The sequence below is a fragment of the Vibrio sp. S457-15 genome, from assembly GCF_000960545.1.
In the GTDB taxonomy this organism is placed as follows: domain Bacteria; phylum Pseudomonadota; class Gammaproteobacteria; order Enterobacterales; family Vibrionaceae; genus Vibrio; species Vibrio parahaemolyticus.
The window spans coordinates 55,462-73,396 of record NZ_JYOQ01000177.1; the positions used below are offsets into that span (position 1 = coordinate 55,462).

Annotated in this window: 19 protein-coding genes; 13 read left to right on the top strand and 6 right to left on the bottom strand. The window is 47.5% G+C overall.

Annotated features, from left to right (window positions below):
• The first annotated feature begins 33 nt into the window (after positions 1–33).
• Positions 34–1,671, top strand: a complete 1,638-nt coding sequence (locus tag UF05_RS19860; RefSeq protein WP_045544774.1) for a diacylglycerol kinase family protein — start codon at positions 34–36, stop codon at positions 1,669–1,671.
• A 219-nt stretch (positions 1,672–1,890) separates the two neighbouring features.
• Here the strand turns inward: UF05_RS19860 and UF05_RS19865 are convergent, their stop codons facing one another.
• Both UF05_RS19865 and UF05_RS19870 read right to left on the bottom strand, forming a co-directional pair.
• The gene (locus tag UF05_RS19865) at positions 1,891–2,289 is read right to left on the bottom strand and encodes a hypothetical protein (RefSeq protein WP_045544775.1); all 399 of its coding nucleotides are present in this window, start codon (positions 2,287–2,289) and stop codon (positions 1,891–1,893) included.
• Positions 2,290–2,405: 116 nt separating this feature from the next.
• Entirely contained in the window at positions 2,406–2,837 is a 432-nt protein-coding gene (locus tag UF05_RS19870) for a ferritin-like domain-containing protein (protein ID WP_005466482.1), read from the bottom strand.
• A 445-nt stretch (positions 2,838–3,282) separates the two neighbouring features.
• Here UF05_RS19870 and UF05_RS26385 point away from each other — a divergent pair, with 445 nt between their 5' ends.
• Genes UF05_RS26385 through UF05_RS19890 form a run of 4 tightly spaced genes read left to right on the top strand, consistent with a single transcriptional unit; the run spans position 3,283 to position 5,420 of the window.
• Complete coding sequence (locus UF05_RS26385) at positions 3,283–3,531, top strand: hypothetical protein (protein WP_005466481.1); 249 nt, start codon at positions 3,283–3,285, stop codon at positions 3,529–3,531.
• A gap of 43 nt (positions 3,532–3,574) precedes the next feature.
• Complete coding sequence (locus tag UF05_RS19880; protein ID WP_045544776.1) at positions 3,575–4,087, top strand: phage holin family protein; 513 nt, start codon at positions 3,575–3,577, stop codon at positions 4,085–4,087.
• A complete protein-coding gene (locus UF05_RS19885; RefSeq protein WP_075111088.1) occupies positions 4,032–4,382 on the top strand; it encodes a hypothetical protein in 351 nt (116 codons plus the stop codon). The genes UF05_RS19880 and UF05_RS19885 overlap by 56 nt, the downstream gene beginning before the upstream one ends.
• Positions 4,383–4,391: 9 nt before the next feature.
• Entirely contained in the window at positions 4,392–5,420 is a 1,029-nt protein-coding gene (locus UF05_RS19890; RefSeq protein ID WP_031849955.1) for an AI-2E family transporter, read from the top strand.
• A 32-nt stretch (positions 5,421–5,452) separates the two neighbouring features.
• Here UF05_RS19890 and UF05_RS19895 read toward each other — a convergent pair whose 3' ends face one another.
• Together UF05_RS19895 and UF05_RS19900 are read right to left on the bottom strand one after the other, a co-directional pair.
• Positions 5,453–7,888, bottom strand: a complete 2,436-nt coding sequence (locus UF05_RS19895) for a sensor domain-containing protein (protein WP_045544777.1) — start codon at positions 7,886–7,888, stop codon at positions 5,453–5,455.
• 213 nt (positions 7,889–8,101) lie between these two features.
• Positions 8,102–9,010 carry a DMT family transporter gene (locus UF05_RS19900; protein WP_045544778.1) on the bottom strand — a complete coding sequence of 303 codons (909 nt, stop codon included), beginning with the start codon at positions 9,008–9,010 and terminating at the stop codon, positions 8,102–8,104.
• A 169-nt stretch (positions 9,011–9,179) separates the two neighbouring features.
• Here UF05_RS19900 and rmuC point away from each other — a divergent pair, with 169 nt between their 5' ends.
• From rmuC to tatC, 7 genes are all read left to right on the top strand, one after another.
• Entirely contained in the window at positions 9,180–10,724 is a 1,545-nt protein-coding gene (rmuC, locus tag UF05_RS19905) for a DNA recombination protein RmuC (RefSeq protein WP_005487477.1), read from the top strand.
• Between the two features lie 78 nt (positions 10,725–10,802).
• Positions 10,803–11,582, top strand: coding sequence for a bifunctional demethylmenaquinone methyltransferase/2-methoxy-6-polyprenyl-1,4-benzoquinol methylase UbiE (ubiE, locus tag UF05_RS19910; RefSeq protein ID WP_005456853.1), 780 nt, complete (start codon positions 10,803–10,805; stop codon positions 11,580–11,582).
• A gap of 11 nt (positions 11,583–11,593) precedes the next feature.
• Positions 11,594–12,229, top strand: coding sequence for a ubiquinone biosynthesis accessory factor UbiJ (locus tag UF05_RS19915; protein WP_045544779.1), 636 nt, complete (start codon positions 11,594–11,596; stop codon positions 12,227–12,229).
• A complete protein-coding gene (ubiB, locus tag UF05_RS19920) occupies positions 12,226–13,860 on the top strand; it encodes a ubiquinone biosynthesis regulatory protein kinase UbiB (RefSeq protein WP_015296064.1) in 1,635 nt (544 codons plus the stop codon). Before UF05_RS19915 ends, ubiB begins: the two co-directional genes overlap by 4 nt.
• 48 nt (positions 13,861–13,908) lie before the next feature.
• Complete coding sequence (gene tatA, locus UF05_RS19925; protein WP_005456852.1) at positions 13,909–14,154, top strand: Sec-independent protein translocase subunit TatA; 246 nt, start codon at positions 13,909–13,911, stop codon at positions 14,152–14,154.
• 3 nt (positions 14,155–14,157) lie between these two features.
• Positions 14,158–14,556 carry a Sec-independent protein translocase protein TatB gene (gene tatB / locus UF05_RS19930; protein WP_025633132.1) on the top strand — a complete coding sequence of 133 codons (399 nt, stop codon included), beginning with the start codon at positions 14,158–14,160 and terminating at the stop codon, positions 14,554–14,556.
• A gap of 68 nt (positions 14,557–14,624) precedes the next feature.
• Positions 14,625–15,365: a twin-arginine translocase subunit TatC gene (gene tatC, locus UF05_RS19935; RefSeq protein ID WP_005459771.1), complete on the top strand. Its 741-nt coding sequence runs from the start codon at positions 14,625–14,627 to the stop codon at positions 15,363–15,365.
• Between the two features lie 78 nt (positions 15,366–15,443).
• On the opposite strand, the gene UF05_RS26690 is transcribed toward tatC, so the two are convergent.
• Entirely contained in the window at positions 15,444–15,578 is a 135-nt protein-coding gene (locus UF05_RS26690; RefSeq protein WP_005478679.1) for a hypothetical protein, read from the bottom strand.
• Between the two features lie 254 nt (positions 15,579–15,832).
• Positions 15,833–16,594 (bottom strand): TatD family hydrolase, encoded by a 762-nt coding sequence (locus tag UF05_RS19940; RefSeq protein ID WP_045544780.1) that lies wholly within the window; start codon positions 16,592–16,594, stop codon positions 15,833–15,835.
• A gap of 181 nt (positions 16,595–16,775) precedes the next feature.
• Between UF05_RS19940 and hemB the strand changes: the two genes are divergently transcribed.
• Entirely contained in the window at positions 16,776–17,837 is a 1,062-nt protein-coding gene (gene hemB / locus UF05_RS19945) for a porphobilinogen synthase (RefSeq protein ID WP_005489689.1), read from the top strand.
• Positions 17,838–17,935: the final 98 nt, after the last annotated feature.

Below are 17,935 nucleotides of genomic sequence, written 5' to 3' on the forward strand. Positions count from 1 at the left end.
CGTTATCCCATCGCTAAGGATTAAGGAGGTCGAATGTTCATCGTCAAATATTATCTACTTGGCGCGCTGGTTGCGTTGCTCGCTGCTATCTACATGCCTCAAATCGTAGTGAGTTTACTGCTGCTTTGGGTTTCGCTTTCCTTAGCGTTAGTCAGTGCGGCTTACTTGTTTGATTTCCCGTCCATCTTCAGGAAAAGCCAAGACGGAAAAATTGTCTGGTGGATTCGATGGGCATTCATTCCCTTCTTACTCGGGGCGAAAGCCTACAACGCCTGGGAGAGACGGCGCGATACTGTCCCTCCCATTCAACAAGTCAGCGATAATCTTTATCTTTCTCGGCGCTTGTTCCCGAGCGATTTGGCGTTTCTCGACTCTCACGACATTTCCTGCATTGTTGATGTTACGGCGGAGTTCGCAGGTTTAGAAAGCGCCATGACTGACAAGCAATTCAACTACCTTTCTATTCCCGTTCTGGATCATAAAGCGCCGACTTTGGAGCGTTTACGTCATGCGATGAATTGGATTGATACCCAAATCGCCTGCGGGCGCTCTGTGGTTGTGCATTGCGCACTTGGGCGTGGCCGTTCGGTGTTTGTGGTGGCGGCTTATTTACTGAGTAAAGACCCATCGCTCTCGGTGGAATCGGTGATGCGGAAAATCAACAGCGTGCGCAGTACTGCAAGGCTCAATAATCTGCAGATCAAAACTCTGCGCGCGATCAGTGAGAAAGGCGTGCTAACACTCGATGAGCCGACCTGGATGGTGGTGAACCCTGTCGCGGGCGGTGGGAAATGGCTGCAATACGAACAACATGTGATTCGTGAGTTGACCAAAAAATATCGTCTCAGCATTCGCCAAACGGACGAAACCACCAGTGCAGAAAGCCTCGCACTGCAAGCTAAACAAAGTGGTGTGAATCAGGTGATTGTTTCTGGTGGCGATGGCACGGTGACTGAAGTGGCGAGCCAGTTGGTCGGCACTGACATCAAGCTCGGCATCATACCGTTGGGCACGGCGAATGCGCTTTGCCATGTGCTGTATGGCATCGGCGTGAAGTTATCACCGGTGGAAAAAGCGTGTGAAGCCATTCTCGCAGGTCATTGCCAACGCATAGACACCGCAGAATGTAATCAGCGTTTGATTCTGTTGGTGCTGGGTATTGGCTTGGAACAGAAGATGATTGAACACGCGCATCGTGAAGAGAAAAATGCTTTTGGGCAACTGGCGTATTTAACGGGCTTTTTTAACGCTGTTACTTCCGAAGAGGTGCAAACTCTGCAAGTAACCCTCGAAGGGCAGGCGGCGAGTGAACAAGGATGGGAGAGTCAGGAGATGGAGGTGCACAGCTTCGTCGTTGCCAACATCGCGCCATTTAGTACCGTGTTAGCGCAAGGTGGCGGCGCGCCGCAGCCAGATGATGGGAAACTGCACATTACCTACCTTGATAACACTCAGTCGCTGGGTGGACGCCTAGTGGCGTTGTCGGATCTAACATTAACCAGCGTCGGTGCGCAGGATGAGTCGAATCTGTTTCAGTACGCGAGCGCGACAGGGGTAACGATTACTGCGGATAATCCGATTGACTACGTCATCGACGGTGAACTCTATTCTGACCGTCGTTTAGAAATCAAGATTCGTCCTCAGTCGCTTAATGTGTTTGTTCCCAGTTAACGTCGGTGAAGACGACTGCGAGTAGAGTCGAATACAAACAACGACGCAAAAAACGTATCACTTGTGATGCGTTTTTTTATATCGAACGTCGACTAATGGTGGATGCGAATAGATGCAGAAAGTAAGTAAAGTCTGTGTTGGTCGATGCGTAGAATAGACAAAGCAACAGATAGAAGGGCAAAAATAGAGAAGGCAAACGAAGGAAAAAGGTGAGCAGAGCTACTCACCTTGGGGTAAATGTTTTTCCAGCTCGTCGTTTTCGACTTGTAACGCCGCCACCCAGTACGAGATCAGCGCTGTTAAGTTGGCATCATCCAACTCTCGGAGGAGCTGTTTTAACTCACTCAGTAATTGCGCATTCATAAAATGCATCTCTTTATAATTACCGAGAGTAGCAATTCCCGTTTTGTTGGCGTGTTCTGCGATAAAGTCGTCGCCATTTTGATCAAAAAATAGATCGACCATTTTTTTGATCATCACTTTTTCTATTTTAACGAACCGATAGGCTGATCGAGCAATATTCATATGTGAATGAGGATCGACAAGCGGTAAACACGTTTGGCGATGGTGCTCCATTTTAATGAGTAATTCCCTTACTCGCGTATTATTCAATGTCATACTGACCTCTTTTTCAGTATTTCAGCATTATGCTTTGGTATGTGTGAATATTCATCAATGGTTCTGAATAAGAATGGCCAATAATGTTGACCATTCTTTTTAGGGTTATTTATCGATTAGCTGATCAGGCTAATATTGCTGAGTTTTTCTTTACAGCTTTTGATGTCACTGCGCACTTTGAGTAGCACGGCGTTATCTGCTTGCTCTGGCTGCGCGGTGATGACGTTTTCGATCTCTTTCAATACCTTACTTTCCACGCCTTCGAGCTGTTCCAAGTACATCGATTCTTTGTCTGACGACACTTCTTTCATTACATCACTGTACACTTCGCGTGCCTTGATGGTGTAAGACACGGGCGTGTCGTCGGCAGTTTGAGGATTCGCAATCGCATAAGGTTTCAACTCTAATGCGGCGTGTTCTCGTACATGAACCAGATCCTGCAATACATGGTTTAGCGATGTGTTGTCGATGTTATCAATCGCTTTCTTGTAAATATCATTACCGCTGTGAATAAGCTCAATGATTGAGGCGATGTTTTCATTTCTCATATCTTCTCCTTTATTTTACTGCGGTTACTTTATTGCAGTGCTTAAGCGCAACTTATATTGCGATGCCTTAGCCATTAAATATGAACAATATTTTTCATGTGGCATTTTATATCTAGCATTTTGTATGCCATGAATATTGAGTGTGAGAGATGCCAGATAATATAAGGAGTAAGCATGGTGGTGGTTATTAATTGCGCGTGATTGCTTGTGGGGAATAAGAAAAAATTACAAATAAGAATCCATTCAAAGGAAATAATTACAGGTCATTTTGCAACGATTGGAGCTATTTAAATTCTATTTCAATAAAAACAATGACTTATTAAGTTGGCACAGTAATCGCAATACCACTCACGAGGAAACGAAAAGAATTCACTTTTATCAGATTACTTCTCAGCGGAATCACAACCGTTTAATCCAAGGTAATCTCAATCAACGGAGGCTAGTTATGGCTAATACAAAAGAAAGCGCAGTTAAACCTCAAGAGCAATTTGAAGAGGCGTACCACCTTGCAGAGCAAGCCACTTCAGAAGCGGTTGGCGCCATGAAAGAACATGCCAAAGAGAAGCTGGAAGTCGGCGCAGAGAACATTCAGCAAGCGACCAAATCCGCAGAAAACGTCATTAAAGAGCGCCCGCTGTTGAGTATCGGTTGTGCATTCCTGGCAGGTTGGGCGGTCTCTAAGCTCATCAAATAAGCCTGTTCCTTACATTTCGCTCTAATCATGAAGGAAGAGTTTTATGAATGACTCCGAGCATACCATCAATGAGCGCCAAGGCTCGGCTACTGCAGACAGTAGCCGAGCCCTAAATGGGGCTAAAAATCAGGAAGTTGAACAAGCCATTAATGGGCTGCGAGCCATTTTGTCGCAGATTGACGACCTTTCGACGTCATTGCGAACGTGGTCGGGCTCGACGTTGGATTTGTTTCTGCTAGAGATGAAAGTCAACGTAGCGGCTGCGCGCCAAATCGTGATGTTCAGTATCATTTTTACGCTGCTGTCGGTGCTGTTTATCTTCAGTGTGTGCTTGGTTGCGGGTGTAGTGACGTACCACTTTACCGCTCAACTACTGCTAAGTGTTAGCGTGTTTATTGTGTCGTTAGGTCTAGCGTTAGTTGGGTTAGCGTGGTGGCAGAAGCGGCTGACACACTTCCTTGGTTTCAAAAATACAACCGACCAATTGCAGGAGGGCTGGCATGCGTTCTCTAACCAAACTCGACCGAGCCATGCAGATAAAACGCATCGAGGGTAAAGCGGCTTTGGAGCAATGCTTGCTGGATAAGCAAACCCTCAAATTTACCTCGAACCGATTCGTGCAAGAAAACCCGTGGACTGCGCTTGGGTTGAGCGCTTTTGCCGCGATTGCTGTTGCGAAAGCTGGGCGACTTTCTCGCGTCACGTCATCTCTCTCCTCCATCAGTTTGCTGCTCAATGGCGCGATGGATTTGAGTGGCCAGCTAGCCAAATCTTCTTCATCGTCTGCTGTATCCTCAAAAGAAGCAGGTGAAGAAGCGGCTCAACCATCCGATTTACCACCCCATCAGTAGAGGACGCGCATGAATGGAAAATTAAACCTTCCCATCAATACCGTGATTGGTGCATCTCTGCTGGTGTTATTGCTTGTTCCTGCGCTCTACTTCGCCAAACCGGTGCTGTTACCTATGGTGATAAGTACGTTCGTGGCACTGCTGTTTAGCCCGCTGATCAATTATTTTGAAGATAAAGGCCTGCCACGCACGATAACCGTGGTGGTGACGTTGACGTTATTGGTGAGTGTTTCAATACTCGGTTTAGCGGCGATATCAGAACCCGCGAAACAATGGTGGGCTGAGTTGCCAAGCATCGTCCAAAACGTTTCGCAAGAAGTGAATGAAGTGACCAAAGCGTCGTCAGAGCACATGAGCGCGCCGCTTGAGATCGCCAGTGACATGAACATTGACGAGATGGGCAACAACACGGTGTTTTCTCTGCTGAAAGCGCTCGCGACCACTACACCAACGCTGTTAACTCAGGCGATGATTGTGCTGTTTATGGTGTATTTCATGCTTAATCATGGTCGAAGTCTGTTTCGTAAATCGGTATCGCGTTTGCGTGGTTTTTCGAAACAACGTCAGGCGGTGGAGTTGGTGCAGGCTCTGCAGAAAGATTTATCGCGCTACATCGGCACCATTACTTTGGTCAATGCGGGTTTAGGCTTGTGTGTTGGATTGGTGTTTTTTGTCCTCGGCCTTGAAGACCCATTTCTATGGGGTGCGTTTGCTGGGGTAATGAATTTCGCACCGTATTTGGGGCCAGTGATTTCGATGGTGAGCTTTGGTTTTGTCGCGTATCTGCAGTTAGATTCGGTCAGTTTTATGCTGACAGTGGTGTCGATATATCTGTTGCTGAATTTAATCGAGAGTCAGTTTGTCACCCCAACTTTGCTAGGGAGGCGGTTTAACCTCAACCCGTTAGTTATCTTTATGTGGCTGGTCTTTTGGGGTTGGTTGTGGGGCGGAATGGGGCTGTTGATTGGCGTGCCGCTGTTGGTGTGCATCAACATTTTAGCGGATCGTTTGGCGCTTTGCGGTTCGACGAACATCTAACCGCAAAGTTGCCTGTGTATTGAACGTTGTGCTTAGTTAAATAACTTTTCCGCCGCAACGGGTGGGCTGAATAAATATCCCTGACCGTAGATACAACCTTTGTCGACCAAGTAAGCCACTTGTTCTGGCGTTTCGATGCCTTCCGCTACGACTTTGAGTGAAAGCGTCGTGCCCATCGCAATGATGGCGTTCACTATGGCGTTGCTGTCGTTGTCGTTAGGCACATCACTGACAAACGAGCGGTCGATTTTCAGTTTGTTGATTGGCAAACCTTTGAGGTACGACAGCGAAGAATAGCCTGTGCCGAAGTCATCCAACGAAATCTCGATTCCGAGTTCACACAGCTGATTTAGCGATGCGATGGCCAGTTTTGGATCGATAAGCAAAAAGCTTTCGGTAATTTCCAGCTCCAAGTGATGCGCCGGGAATCCCGTTTCACGAAGGATGGTTTTGAGCTTGTTGATGAAGCGTGACTGTTGCAGTTGAAGTGCCGATACATTGACTGCAATTTTGCCAAATTGAACGCCTCTCGCCAGCCAGTCAGTCCCTTGTAAACAGGCGTCTTTGAGTACCCATTCGCCGATGCTTTGAATCAAGCCAGTCTTCTCTGCGATAGGAATAAAATCCGCAGGTGGCACTAAGCCAAATTCTGGGTGTTCCCAACGTACCAAGGCTTCCACACCAATAATTGCGTTTTGCGCGAGGTTGTATTGCGGCTGATACACCAAATGCAGTTGTTCTTTTTCTATTGCTTCATGCAGCGCAGATTGAATACGGACGTGCGATACCGATTTGTCAGTTAAATCCGGAGAGTAGAACGCGTAGCCGTTACGGCCATTTTTCTTCGCCAGATACATTGCGGTGTCGGCGTTTTTTAGCAGCGTTTCACTGTCTTGACCGTCGTTCGGGTAGAGTGCGATACCGATGCTGGTGGAGATCCGCAGCGAATCGTGATTTGCCAGATCGAACGGGCGGCGGAACACACCCAAAATTGAGCCTAACGTTTCGAGTAACGGAGAATCGCCGTCAATGTCTGGCAGTACGATGACAAATTCATCGCCACCGATGCGAGCCACATGCGCGTTCAGGTGCAAAATGTCTTGCAGGCGAACCGCCAGTTTCGACAACAGTTGGTCACCACAGAAATGGCCCATGCTGTCGTTAATGTGCTTAAAGTGGTCGATATCAAGAAACAACGTAGCAAAAGGTTGTTCCATCTCGATGTGCTGTTCCAGCAAGCTGATCAAATGGGTTCGGTTGGGCAAGTTGGTCAGCGGATCATAAAACGCCATGCGTTGCAGTTTCTCTTCGTGCGCTTTGCGCACTGAGATGTCCTCAAACACACAGATGTAGTTAATTAGGTGGTTTTTGTCATCCATTACCGCGCTAATAGTGGCTAATTGCGGGTAAATGCTGCCATCACGTTTGCGGTTGATAAACTCGCCTTTCCATTGGCCTTTGGTTTCAAGCTGCTGCCAAAGTTGTTGGTAAAAAGCATCATCATGGTGCCCAGAGCGGAGAATGTTGGGGTTCTTCCCAATCACTTCTTCGGCGCTGAATCCGGTGATCTGTGAGAACGCGTTGTTGACATCAATGATATTGGCATTGCTGTCGGTAATGACCATGCCTTCTTGCGAGTTGTTGAAGATTTTCGACGCTAACGACAATTGCGTTTCCACCATCTTGCGACGGGTGATGTTGCGCGTCATGCCCAAAATGCCGATCAGGTCGCCGGCCTGATTTCGTACCGGTGATTTGATGGTTTCCAGCCAAGTTGGGTTGTTGTTTTCATCAATTTGGCGACACTCTTCAACGATGTTCTGTGTGCCAGTAGCGACCACTAATCGGTCGGCATCAATGAATTTTTCCGCGCGTTCGGCGCTGAAAAGGTCAAAGTCGTTCTTCCCGACGATGTCATCGTTAGACTTTTTCCACGCCTGTTCCACGCTGCGGTTAGTCATGGCGTACAGACCATCGGTGGTTTTGATCCAGATGTGGTCATCCAGACAATCGATGAATTCTTGCAGTGTTGGTAGTGGCTTGTTGGCGTGTGAGTGATGACGTTTGAGCTCTTGATGATAATGCTGGCTAACATCAAAACTGATGCGGCCTGCCAGTGCGCTCAGCCACGCAGAAACGGTTTGCTTTTGCTGCGTTGAGTGCGTCAACGTCACAACGGCAAACAGCTCCTCATTCGGTAGCCATACTGGGCAAAGACTCAGGTTTTCATCATCAAATTGTGAGCAAACTACGTCAAAGTACGGCGCGGAAAATTGCGCGCAGTTTTGCTCAATCATCGCCACGATGGCGCGGTGATTTTGTGGCGAGGTGGATACCTCACTGGATAGCCATTGTTTGGTGTAGCTCAGGGTATAAAGTTGTCCCTGAGCTTGAGTGGCATCACAGCATTGCTGCAGAGCGTGTTGCCAGTCAGTCATCAACGGTGAAGGAATAGCGAAGCGAAACATAATTAGTAAAGTATCCTGAAGTGCCCACAAATATTTATAGGAATGTCGCCGTGTTAGGCGGCTGGGCTTTGGTTATATCGTATCCAACGCTTGAACAATTCCAAGCGACTGAAGGCACTTTCGAACAATAAAATGTTAGCGAGCTCTCTTTTTTATCCAACTCGTTTCATTTCTCCGTTTTCATATTGTCCTAGGTTTTTCGGGCATGACCAACTATTGCGACGCGTTCGCCGCCTTGGCTTTTTGACCCCAAGTCACCTGTTGGATGACCAAACCACTGATGATTAAGACAAGTCCAATCAACGTCGATGGGTGGATTTTTTCACCAATAATGGTGGCCAGTAACATCAACGAGATAAATGGCGAAGCAAATATCAGGTTGCTGATGCGCGCCGTGTTTTGGGTTAACTTTAAGGCGCTCAACCACAGCACAAACGTCACTCCCATCTCAAACAAGCCGACGTATGTCACCGCCGCCCAGCCTTTGATGGAGATAGATTGCCAGCTTGCGCCTTCGTACCAACTCAATGCGATAGTGAATGGGATGGCAACCAAAAAGCCCAGCAAAACACCCACCACCGGATCGGCTTTGTTTTTGGTGTTGAGAATCCAGTAACCCGCCCAAAGTAACGTCGACAGCAGTGCCAAGCCAACGCCAAGCGGACTCTCAAACTGCATGCCAAGCACATTGCCTTGCGTTGCAATCACGATCACGCCGAGGTAACTGAATCCACACGCTATCCAATCTTTGCCACGAATCTTTTGCCCCAAAAACACCGCTGCCATCAGGGTGAGCGTAATGGCCCAGCTGTAGTTGATGGCCTGCGCTTGAGAAGCGGGCAGCAAATCGTACGCTTTAAATAGGATCAAGTAATACGCCAACGGGTTGATCAAACCAAGCAGCAAGTAGTACCAAGGATTAGAGAGAAAAGTAGCACTTAGCTGGTTTAATTTACCTTGCACACCGCACACAATCGTAAGCGCGATGGCAGAAACCATACTGGCGATACACAGCATTTGGATCGGCGTAAATTCCGCTAATGTCAGTTTAAATGCGGTTGCAACCGTTGACCAAAGTAATACTGCTGAGAGCCCAAATCCTAGGGCACGACGCTCGTTCATGATGCCTCTGTGTGATGATGTGCCGCTCTTTGCTGAAAGAGTGAGCGGGAGTGAGTATGTTGTACGGAGTGCCTAGTGTATGCGAGGATTTTTCATCCAACAAACTGGACATTTATCCAGTGTCTAAATACCATTGATAAAGATATAAAACATAGGCTAACTCGCTATTATGCAATGGATTCTTGAGCATCAATCTCTCATTCTTTCTTCTCTTTTTGCCGCGACAGCGAGCGGTGTCGCCGTGGGTTGGTGGGTAAAGCAGCGCTTTATTACCCAGACTCAACTACTCGAACAGCAGTTGGTGTCAGAAAAACAGCTTCACCAACAACAGCTTGAACAAGTAAAGCAAAGCCTTGCCGATGCGCAGCAAGAGTTGGATGAACTCGACAACGAGCGCGATAAAGCGGCCTTTGAAGTGCGACAATCGCACGGCAAGTTGATGGCGGCCATGGAGAAATTGCGTTACTTCGAAGCCGTCAAACAAGAACGTCAGCAGTACTTTGATGAGCTGGGCCAAATGCGTGAACAAAAATCCCGTTTGGAAACGCAGCTTCGTGAGCAGCAGGCGCGCCACGAGCAAATGAATCAGGCTAATGCGGAAAAACTGCAAATTCTAGAGCAGGCCGAAGTGCGTCTGAAACAACAGTTTGAGCACCTTGCCAATCAACTGTTTGAAGAGAAAACCGCGAAAGTCGATTTGCAAAACCGTCAAAGTTTAGAAGGGTTGTTGTCACCGTTAAAAGAGCAGTTAGAAGGTTTCAAAAAGCAAGTCAACGACAGCTTTAGCCAAGAAGCTAAAGAGCGTCATACGCTGGTGCATGAGCTGAAAAATCTGCAACGCCTTAATGAACAAATGACTCGAGAAGCCGTGAACCTGACCCAAGCGCTCAAAGGCGATAACAAACAGCAAGGTAACTGGGGTGAAGTGGTGTTGGCGCGCGTTTTAGCCGAATCGGGGCTGCGCGAAGGGCATGAGTACGAAACGCAAGTGAACCTACAGAGCGAAGCGGGTAAGCGTTACCAACCGGATGTGATTGTGCATTTGCCACAAAACAAGCAAGTGGTGGTCGATTCGAAAATGGCATTGGTGGCGTACGAGCGCTACTTCAATGCCGAAACGGATGCTGAACGCGACCGCGCGTTAAGTGCTCACCTCACCGCACTGCGTGCGCACATCAAAGGTTTGAGCATGAAGGATTACCACAAGCTCAAAGGCATCCAAAGTCTCGATTATGTGCTGATGTTTATTCCGGTAGAGCCGGCGTTCCAAGTGGCGATTCAAGCTGATCCAAGCTTGATCAAAGACGCGATGGAGCAAAACATTATCTTGGTTAGCCCAACCACGTTGTTGGTGGCACTGCGCACCATCGACAATTTATGGCGCAACGAACGTCAGAATGAAAACGCCAAACTGATCGCCCAGCGCGCCACCAAACTGTACGACAAGCTGCGTTTATTCATCGATGACATGGAAGGGTTGGGCGGCGCATTAGACCGAGCGAACCAAACCTATCAAGGCGCTATGAACAAGCTGGCGACAGGTCGTGGCAACGTGATTCGTCAAGCAGAAAGCTTTAGGCAGTTGGGGGTTGAAATCAAACGACCGATTTCTTCTGACCTTGCGCAGTTGGCGCAAAGTGATGCATTTTCAGAAAATGAATCACCAAATGAATCGTTAGTAGAAAGACATCCGGCTGAGGATAAAGTAAACTAATCGCCCGCAGTACAGAGGGCGACTTTCATTGTCAGCAAACGCCCTGTAGTGAACAAGTGCTGCCCAAGAGGAATTAGAATGACGGACACAAGCTTGCAATCCAATACAGCGTTAGAGAACGAAACGACCCACTTTGGTTTCACCACAGTGGCGAAAGAAGAAAAAGTGACCAAAGTTGCCGAAGTTTTCCACTCAGTGGCAGCGAAATACGACATCATGAACGACCTGATGTCAGGTGGTATTCACCGCCTTTGGAAGCGTTTTACGATCGATTGCAGTGGCGCTCGTCCTGGTCAGCGCATTCTGGATCTAGGTGGTGGTACGGGAGACCTAACCGCGAAATTCTCGCGTATTGTGGGTGACCAAGGCCACGTTGTTCTGGCAGATATTAACAACTCAATGCTGAATGTTGGCCGCGACAAACTGCGCGATAACGGCATTGTGGGTAATGTACACTACGTACAAGCTAACGCAGAAGAACTGCCTTTCCCAGATGATTACTTCGATGTGATCACCATCAGCTTCTGTCTTCGTAACGTAACCGACAAAGACAAAGCACTGCGTTCAATGTTCCGCGTCCTCAAGCCAGGTGGTCGTCTATTGGTTTTGGAATTCTCTAAACCAGTTCTCGAACCACTATCAAAAGTGTACGACGCGTACTCATTCCACCTATTGCCAAAAATGGGCGAATTGGTCGCGAATGACGCAGAAAGCTACCGCTACCTTGCTGAATCTATTCGCATGCACCCAGACCAAGAAACACTGGAAGGCATGATGCAAGACGCTGGCTTCGAAAACACCAAATACTACAACCTAACGGGTGGTATTGTGGCGTTGCACCGCGGTTACAAATTCTAAGGGTTAACGGCATGCCATTTGAACCTCTTATCACTGCTGTCATTGAAACTTCGCTGAACACACTGATTAAAGACGATCCTGAATTGGGTCGTCGTTTAGCGCGTCTCAAGGGCCAAGTTATCCAAGTTCACCTCAAAGAAATCGACAAGACGCTGACGTTTGTTTTCAGTCAGCAGATTGATGTGCTGGGTAACTACGAAGGTCAGCCTGACTGCTATCTCTCGTTGAACTTGAGCGCGCTGCCTGAGCTGCGTGACCAAGCCAACATCACTCGCTTGATTAAGCAAGACAAGCTTGAGCTTGAAGGTGATATTCAACTGGCGCAGAAATTTTCTCAGTTGATGACCGATTGCAAACCGGACATTGAAGAGTGGCTATCTCGCGTAACAGGCGATGTAGTTGCACACACTTTGGTACAAGGCACCAAAAACGTGGGTGGTTTCTTCGTTTCTCAAGCGGAAAAACATCAGCGTCACCTTGCTCAAGTGGTCACAGAAGAGTGGAAATTGGCACCCGCACCATTGGAAGTCGCGTATTTTTGCGATCAAGTGGATGAGGTACGCAGCCAAGCTTCTCGCGTTGAAGCGCGTCTCAATGCTCTATTGAGCAAAGTTGGTTCGGATAAGCCAGCGCTGGAGAAACCATGACGCCAGCAGAATTAAAGCGCTTATACCACATCATCAAAGTGCAGCTGGAATACGGCTTGGATGAGTTGTTGCCCGATCATCAACTGACCAAAGCGCCATTATTGATGCGCAAGAGCCTATTCTGGATAAAGAACCAACACCCAGAAAAACCGCTTGGCGAACGCTTACGTCTTGCGCTGCAAGAGCTTGGCCCTGTGTGGATTAAGTTCGGTCAGATGATGTCAACGCGCCGCGACTTATTTCCTCCGCATATCGCCGATCCACTGGCGCTGTTGCAAGACCAAGTTGCACCGTTTGACGGCGAGCTGGCCAAGCAGCAGATGGAAAAAGCGTTAGGCGGGCCGTTAGAGAACTGGTTTACCGAGTTTGACATCAAACCGCTGGCGTCAGCGTCCATCGCGCAGGTGCATACTGCGCGATTAAAAGACACTAACCAAGAAGTGGTATTAAAGGTTATCCGTCCAGATATTCGCCCGGTCATTGATTCAGATCTAAAACTGATGCACCGAATGGCGCGTATAGTCGCCGGAGCGATGCCTGAAGCACGTCGTTTAAAACCCGTTGAAGTCGTACGCGAGTACGAAAAAACCTTGCTCGACGAGCTCGATTTACGTCGTGAAGCGGCGAATGCCATTCAACTGCGTCGTAACTTCGAAGGCAGTGAAGAATTGTATGTTCCTGAAGTTTTTCCTGACTTCAGTAATGAAACTGTCATGGTTTCTGAGCGAATATATGGCATCCAAGTCTCTGATATTGAAGGCTTGGAAGCAAATGGCACCAATATGAAGTTGCTGGCGGAACGTGGTGTGAGTGTGTTCTTCACTCAGGTGTTCCGAGACAGTTTCTTTCATGCCGATATGCATCCCGGGAATGTGTTCGTTAAACCTGAACACCCAGAGAACCCAATGTGGATCGGGCTAGATTGCGGGATCGTTGGTACACTTAATAGTGAAGACAAGCGTTATCTGGCGGAAAACTTCCTCGCGTTTTTCAATCGTGACTATCGCCGAGTAGCGGAGTTGCACGTTGATTCAGGCTGGGTTCCGGCAGATACCAATGTCGATGAATTTGAGTTCGCGATTCGCATTGTGTGTGAGCCAATTTTTGCTAAGCCACTGTGTGAGATCTCCTTTGGCCATGTGCTGTTGAACCTGTTCAACACCGCACGTCGCTTTAATATGGAAGTGCAACCTCAATTAGTGCTGCTGCAAAAAACGCTGCTGTACGTTGAGGGGCTTGGTAGACAATTATATCCGCAGCTCGATTTGTGGGAGACCGCAAAGCCATTCCTTGAAGAATGGATGATGAATCAAGTGGGCCCGCAAGCTTTGGTTAATTCAATCAAAGATCGCGCGCCATTTTGGGCGGAGAAATTGCCGGAACTGCCGGAGCTACTTTACGATAGCCTCAAACAGGGTAAAGCGATGAACCAGCGTATGGATCAGCTTTATCAAGGTTATCGCCAAAGTAAGCGCCAGCAGGCGACAGGAAAGTTTTTATTTGGCGTTGGCGCCACTTTAGTCGTATGCTCGGCAATATTGGTGGATAACGCTTATGAGCAGCTTTCGATGGCCAGCGGTATCGCAGGTGTCACATTTTGGCTGCTTAGTTGGCGAGCTTATCGTCAATAGACGTTAAACTCTTGAAATAATTTTGTTTAAAGACCCGAGGTAAAAAGAATGGGTGGTATCAGTGTTTGGCAACTTCTAATCATTGCTGTAATTGTTGTATTGCTATTCGGAACTAAGAAACTACGTGGCATCGGTGGCGATCTAGGTAGTGCCGTTAAGGGCTTCAAAAAAGCAATGAGCGATGAAGATTCTGCGAAAAATGAAAAAGACGCAGACTTCGAGCCAAAAAGTTTAGAAAAACAGCAGCAAAAAGAAGCTGCACCTGAAACTAAAAAAGACAAAGAGCAGGCATAAAACGTGTTTGATATCGGTTTTTGGGAACTGGTATTAATATCTGTTGTTGGTCTGGTCGTTCTTGGACCGGAGCGTTTGCCTCATGCTATTCGAAGCGTGTCTCGCTTTATCGGTGCTGCTAAGAATATGGCAAATAGCGTTAAAGACGAATTGTCGCACGAGCTAAAAGTCCAAGAGCTGCAAGAAAACTTGCGCAAAGCTGAGCAAATGGGGATGGAAGATTTATCTCCTGAGCTCAAATCTTCGGTCGAAGAACTGAAGAAAGCGGCGCAATCTGTAAACCGCCCTTACGCTGATAAGGCGCAATCAGAAACGGAAACTGCAAAAGCAGAACCAGTGGCTGAAAGTGCAGAAAAAGTGGAAGAGATTAAGGTTTCAGCGGCAGATAAGAAAGCCGAATAGTCTCATTAGGAGGAGCTACTAGTGACTGGTAGCTCCTTTTTGATCTGATTTTTAATAAGAGGTTTGCCATGTCTACCGTCGAGCAGACACAGCCTTTAATTAGTCATTTGTTGGAGCTTCGCAACCGACTACTGCGTTCAATTTTGGCAGTGTTGGTGGTGTTTGTCGGGCTAATTTATTTCTCTAACCACATTTATGAGTTTATCTCCGCACCTTTGGTTGAACGTTTACCAGAAGGCGCGACGATGATCGCAACCGATGTGGCATCACCATTTTTCACCCCTCTAAAACTGACGCTTATCGCTTCAGTATTTGTTGCGGTGCCGTTTATTTTGTATCAGGTTTGGGCTTTTGTTGCGCCAGGTCTGTACAAGCACGAACGTCGTTTGATCATGCCATTGCTGTTTTCTAGCTCGTTGCTGTTTTACTGTGGCGTGGCCTTTGCGTATTATGTGGTATTTCCACTGGTATTTGGCTTCTTTACTGCGATTTCTCTCGGTGGGGTTGAGTTTGCGACCGATATTTCGAGCTACCTAGATTTTGTGCTGGCGCTGTTTATGGCGTTTGGTATTGCGTTCGAAGTGCCAGTGGCGATTATCCTACTTTGTTGGACTGGGGCGACCACGCCGCAAGACCTAAAAGAAAAGCGTCCATACATTATTGTGGCTGCGTTCGTTGTCGGCATGCTGCTGACGCCGCCAGACATGATTTCGCAGACGTTACTTGCGATCCCAATGTGTTTACTGTTTGAGGTTGGTCTGTTCTTTGCTCGTTTTTACACTCGTAAAGATGAGGAAGAAGAGGAGTAATCCTTCAGTTTTTAGACAGTAAAAAGCGGCTCAAATGAGCCGCTTTTTTGTTGCGGTTGGTTTGCTATTTTGGGCTAACTACTTAACTTTCAACACGTAACCACATTTAGTACAAACATAAACTTCTTTGATGCCTAGCAGCTTTTGAAAAAAGTTGCGTGGTACGCGTTGCAAGTAAGCACCATGTGTACACATTTCAATATCCGTATTCATGTTGTTTTACACCTGTGCTAAGACGTAGGCGAATAGCAGTATAAGAAAAGAATGTGTCGAGTTGTCGACAGTCACAAGAAGCGTACTGATGGAATACGCATGATGCGAAGTGAGTAGGGTTACAAGTTAATAGTTATGTCTATCAACACTACAGTATTGCTGGTTGAGTCGTTTCAGGTTTGGTCTGTTCACCCAACCATTTAGGCAATAAAAAAGCGACCTAGTGTGGCCGCTTGTTGCGTTTGTTGTCTTGCTTAAATCTTGAATAAGTTTTTTGCATTTTCCGTGGTGATAGCATCTATGATGGCGACCTCTTCACCACGCAAGTCTGCCACTCGCTGCGCGACGAGCGACGTGTAAGCAGGTTCATTGCGTTTACCGCGATGCGGCACTGGCGCCAAATATGGGCAGTCTGTTTCTAAGATGATCCATTGCATGTCTAAGTGTGGAATGACTTGGTCCATGCCGCCGTTTTTAAATGTCGATACACCGCCTAAACCAAGGTGGAAGCCCAACTCGTTAATTGCTCGCGCCTCTTCTAAGCTGCCACCAAAACAATGGAACACGCCACGCAGGCGACCGTCTTGCTCTTGACGAAGCAGAGTCAGCGTTTCTTCGGTGGAATCACGGGTGTGGATCACCACAGGTAAATCCATCTCTTTTGCCCAATTGAGTTGGGTTACGAAAGCCATCTCTTGCTCTGCTTGGTGGGTTTTATCCCAATACAGGTCGATGCCGATTTCGCCTACGGCGATAAAGTTGTGTTTTTCGAACCAGCCTCGGATAATTTCTAGCGTTTGATCAACGTTGCTATCAACGTAACATGGGTGCAAACCCATCATTGAGTGGCACACTTCCGGATACGCTGCTTCGGTCTGCAGCATCGGTTCAATCGAGTCCAGATCGATATTCGGCAGCAAAATTTTAGTGATGCCTTGAGTTAAGGCGCGCTCAACCACTTCATCGCGGTCGTTATCAAATTCGCTCGCGTATATGTGCGCGTGGGTATCGATCATGGTCTTTCTCTGTACTTTGTCCGTTTGGTACGAGAAGTATACTTGAGTGTGAGTGCTGGGTCATTTTCAGTTTTTTTCATCGCCTTTTTCCAGATTGTCACTCGCAAGGTGCATCAAGAGTGATATGATTTTGTTCACCAGATGATTTGATCATCATAACCGTCCAGACAAGGAGAAAATGGTGTCTGTATCAATTCAAGGTCCATTCCCTGCACGCCGTATGCGTCGTTTACGTAAACACGATTTTAGTCGTCGTTTGATGGCTGAGAACCAACTTTCCGTGAATGATCTGATTTACCCAATGTTCATCCTTATGGGTAAAGATCGTCGTGAGAGCGTGGAATCCATGCCGGGTGTAGAGCGTTTGTCGATTGATTTAATGCTAGAAGAAGCACAATACCTCGCAAATCTAGGCGTTCCTGCCATCGCGCTTTTCCCTGTCGTAAACCAAGACGCTAAAAGCTTATGCGCTACCGAAGCTTACAATCCAGAAGGTTTGGTTCAGCGCGCAGTACGTGCACTAAAAGAGCACGTGCCTCAAATTGGTGTGATTACAGACGTCGCACTAGATCCGTTCACCACACATGGCCAAGACGGCATCATTGATGAAGATGGCTATGTGATGAACGATGAAACCACCGAAGTGCTAGTTAAGCAGGCATTGTCTCATGCCGAAGCGGGCGCAGATGTGGTTGCACCATCAGACATGATGGATGGTCGTATCGGTGCAATCCGAGTTGCGCTAGAAGAAGCGGGCTACATTCATACTCAAATCATGGCTTACTCGGCTAAATACGCATCAAACTACTACGGCCCATTCCGAGATGCCGTCGGTTCTTCGTCTAATCTAAAAGGTGGTAACAAGAAAAACTACCAAATGGACCCAGCAAACATTGATGAAGCAATGCATGAAGTCGCAATGGACATCAATGAAGGGGCAGACATGGTGATGGTTAAGCCAGGTATGCCATACTTAGATGTAGTTCGCCGAGTGAAAACCGAGCTGCAAGTTCCGACATTTGCTTACCAAGTATCGGGCGAGTACGCGATGCACAAAGCGGCGATTCTTAATGGCTGGTTAAAAGAGCGCGAGACAGTAATGGAATCACTACTGTGCTTTAAGCGTGCGGGCGCCGATGGCATCCTGACTTACTTTGCAAAAGACGTAGCAGAGTGGTTAGCGGAAGAGAATGCACAAGCCGCTCAGCACCTAAAGATGGCTCGAGAAGCGACAGAAGAGTAATTATCGCTCAGTGAGAAAAACCAGACCGACAATAGTTGTTCGTCTGCATATACCCAAGTAACCTCAGGCGGATTACAAAAGGCTTGTATATCCCAAAA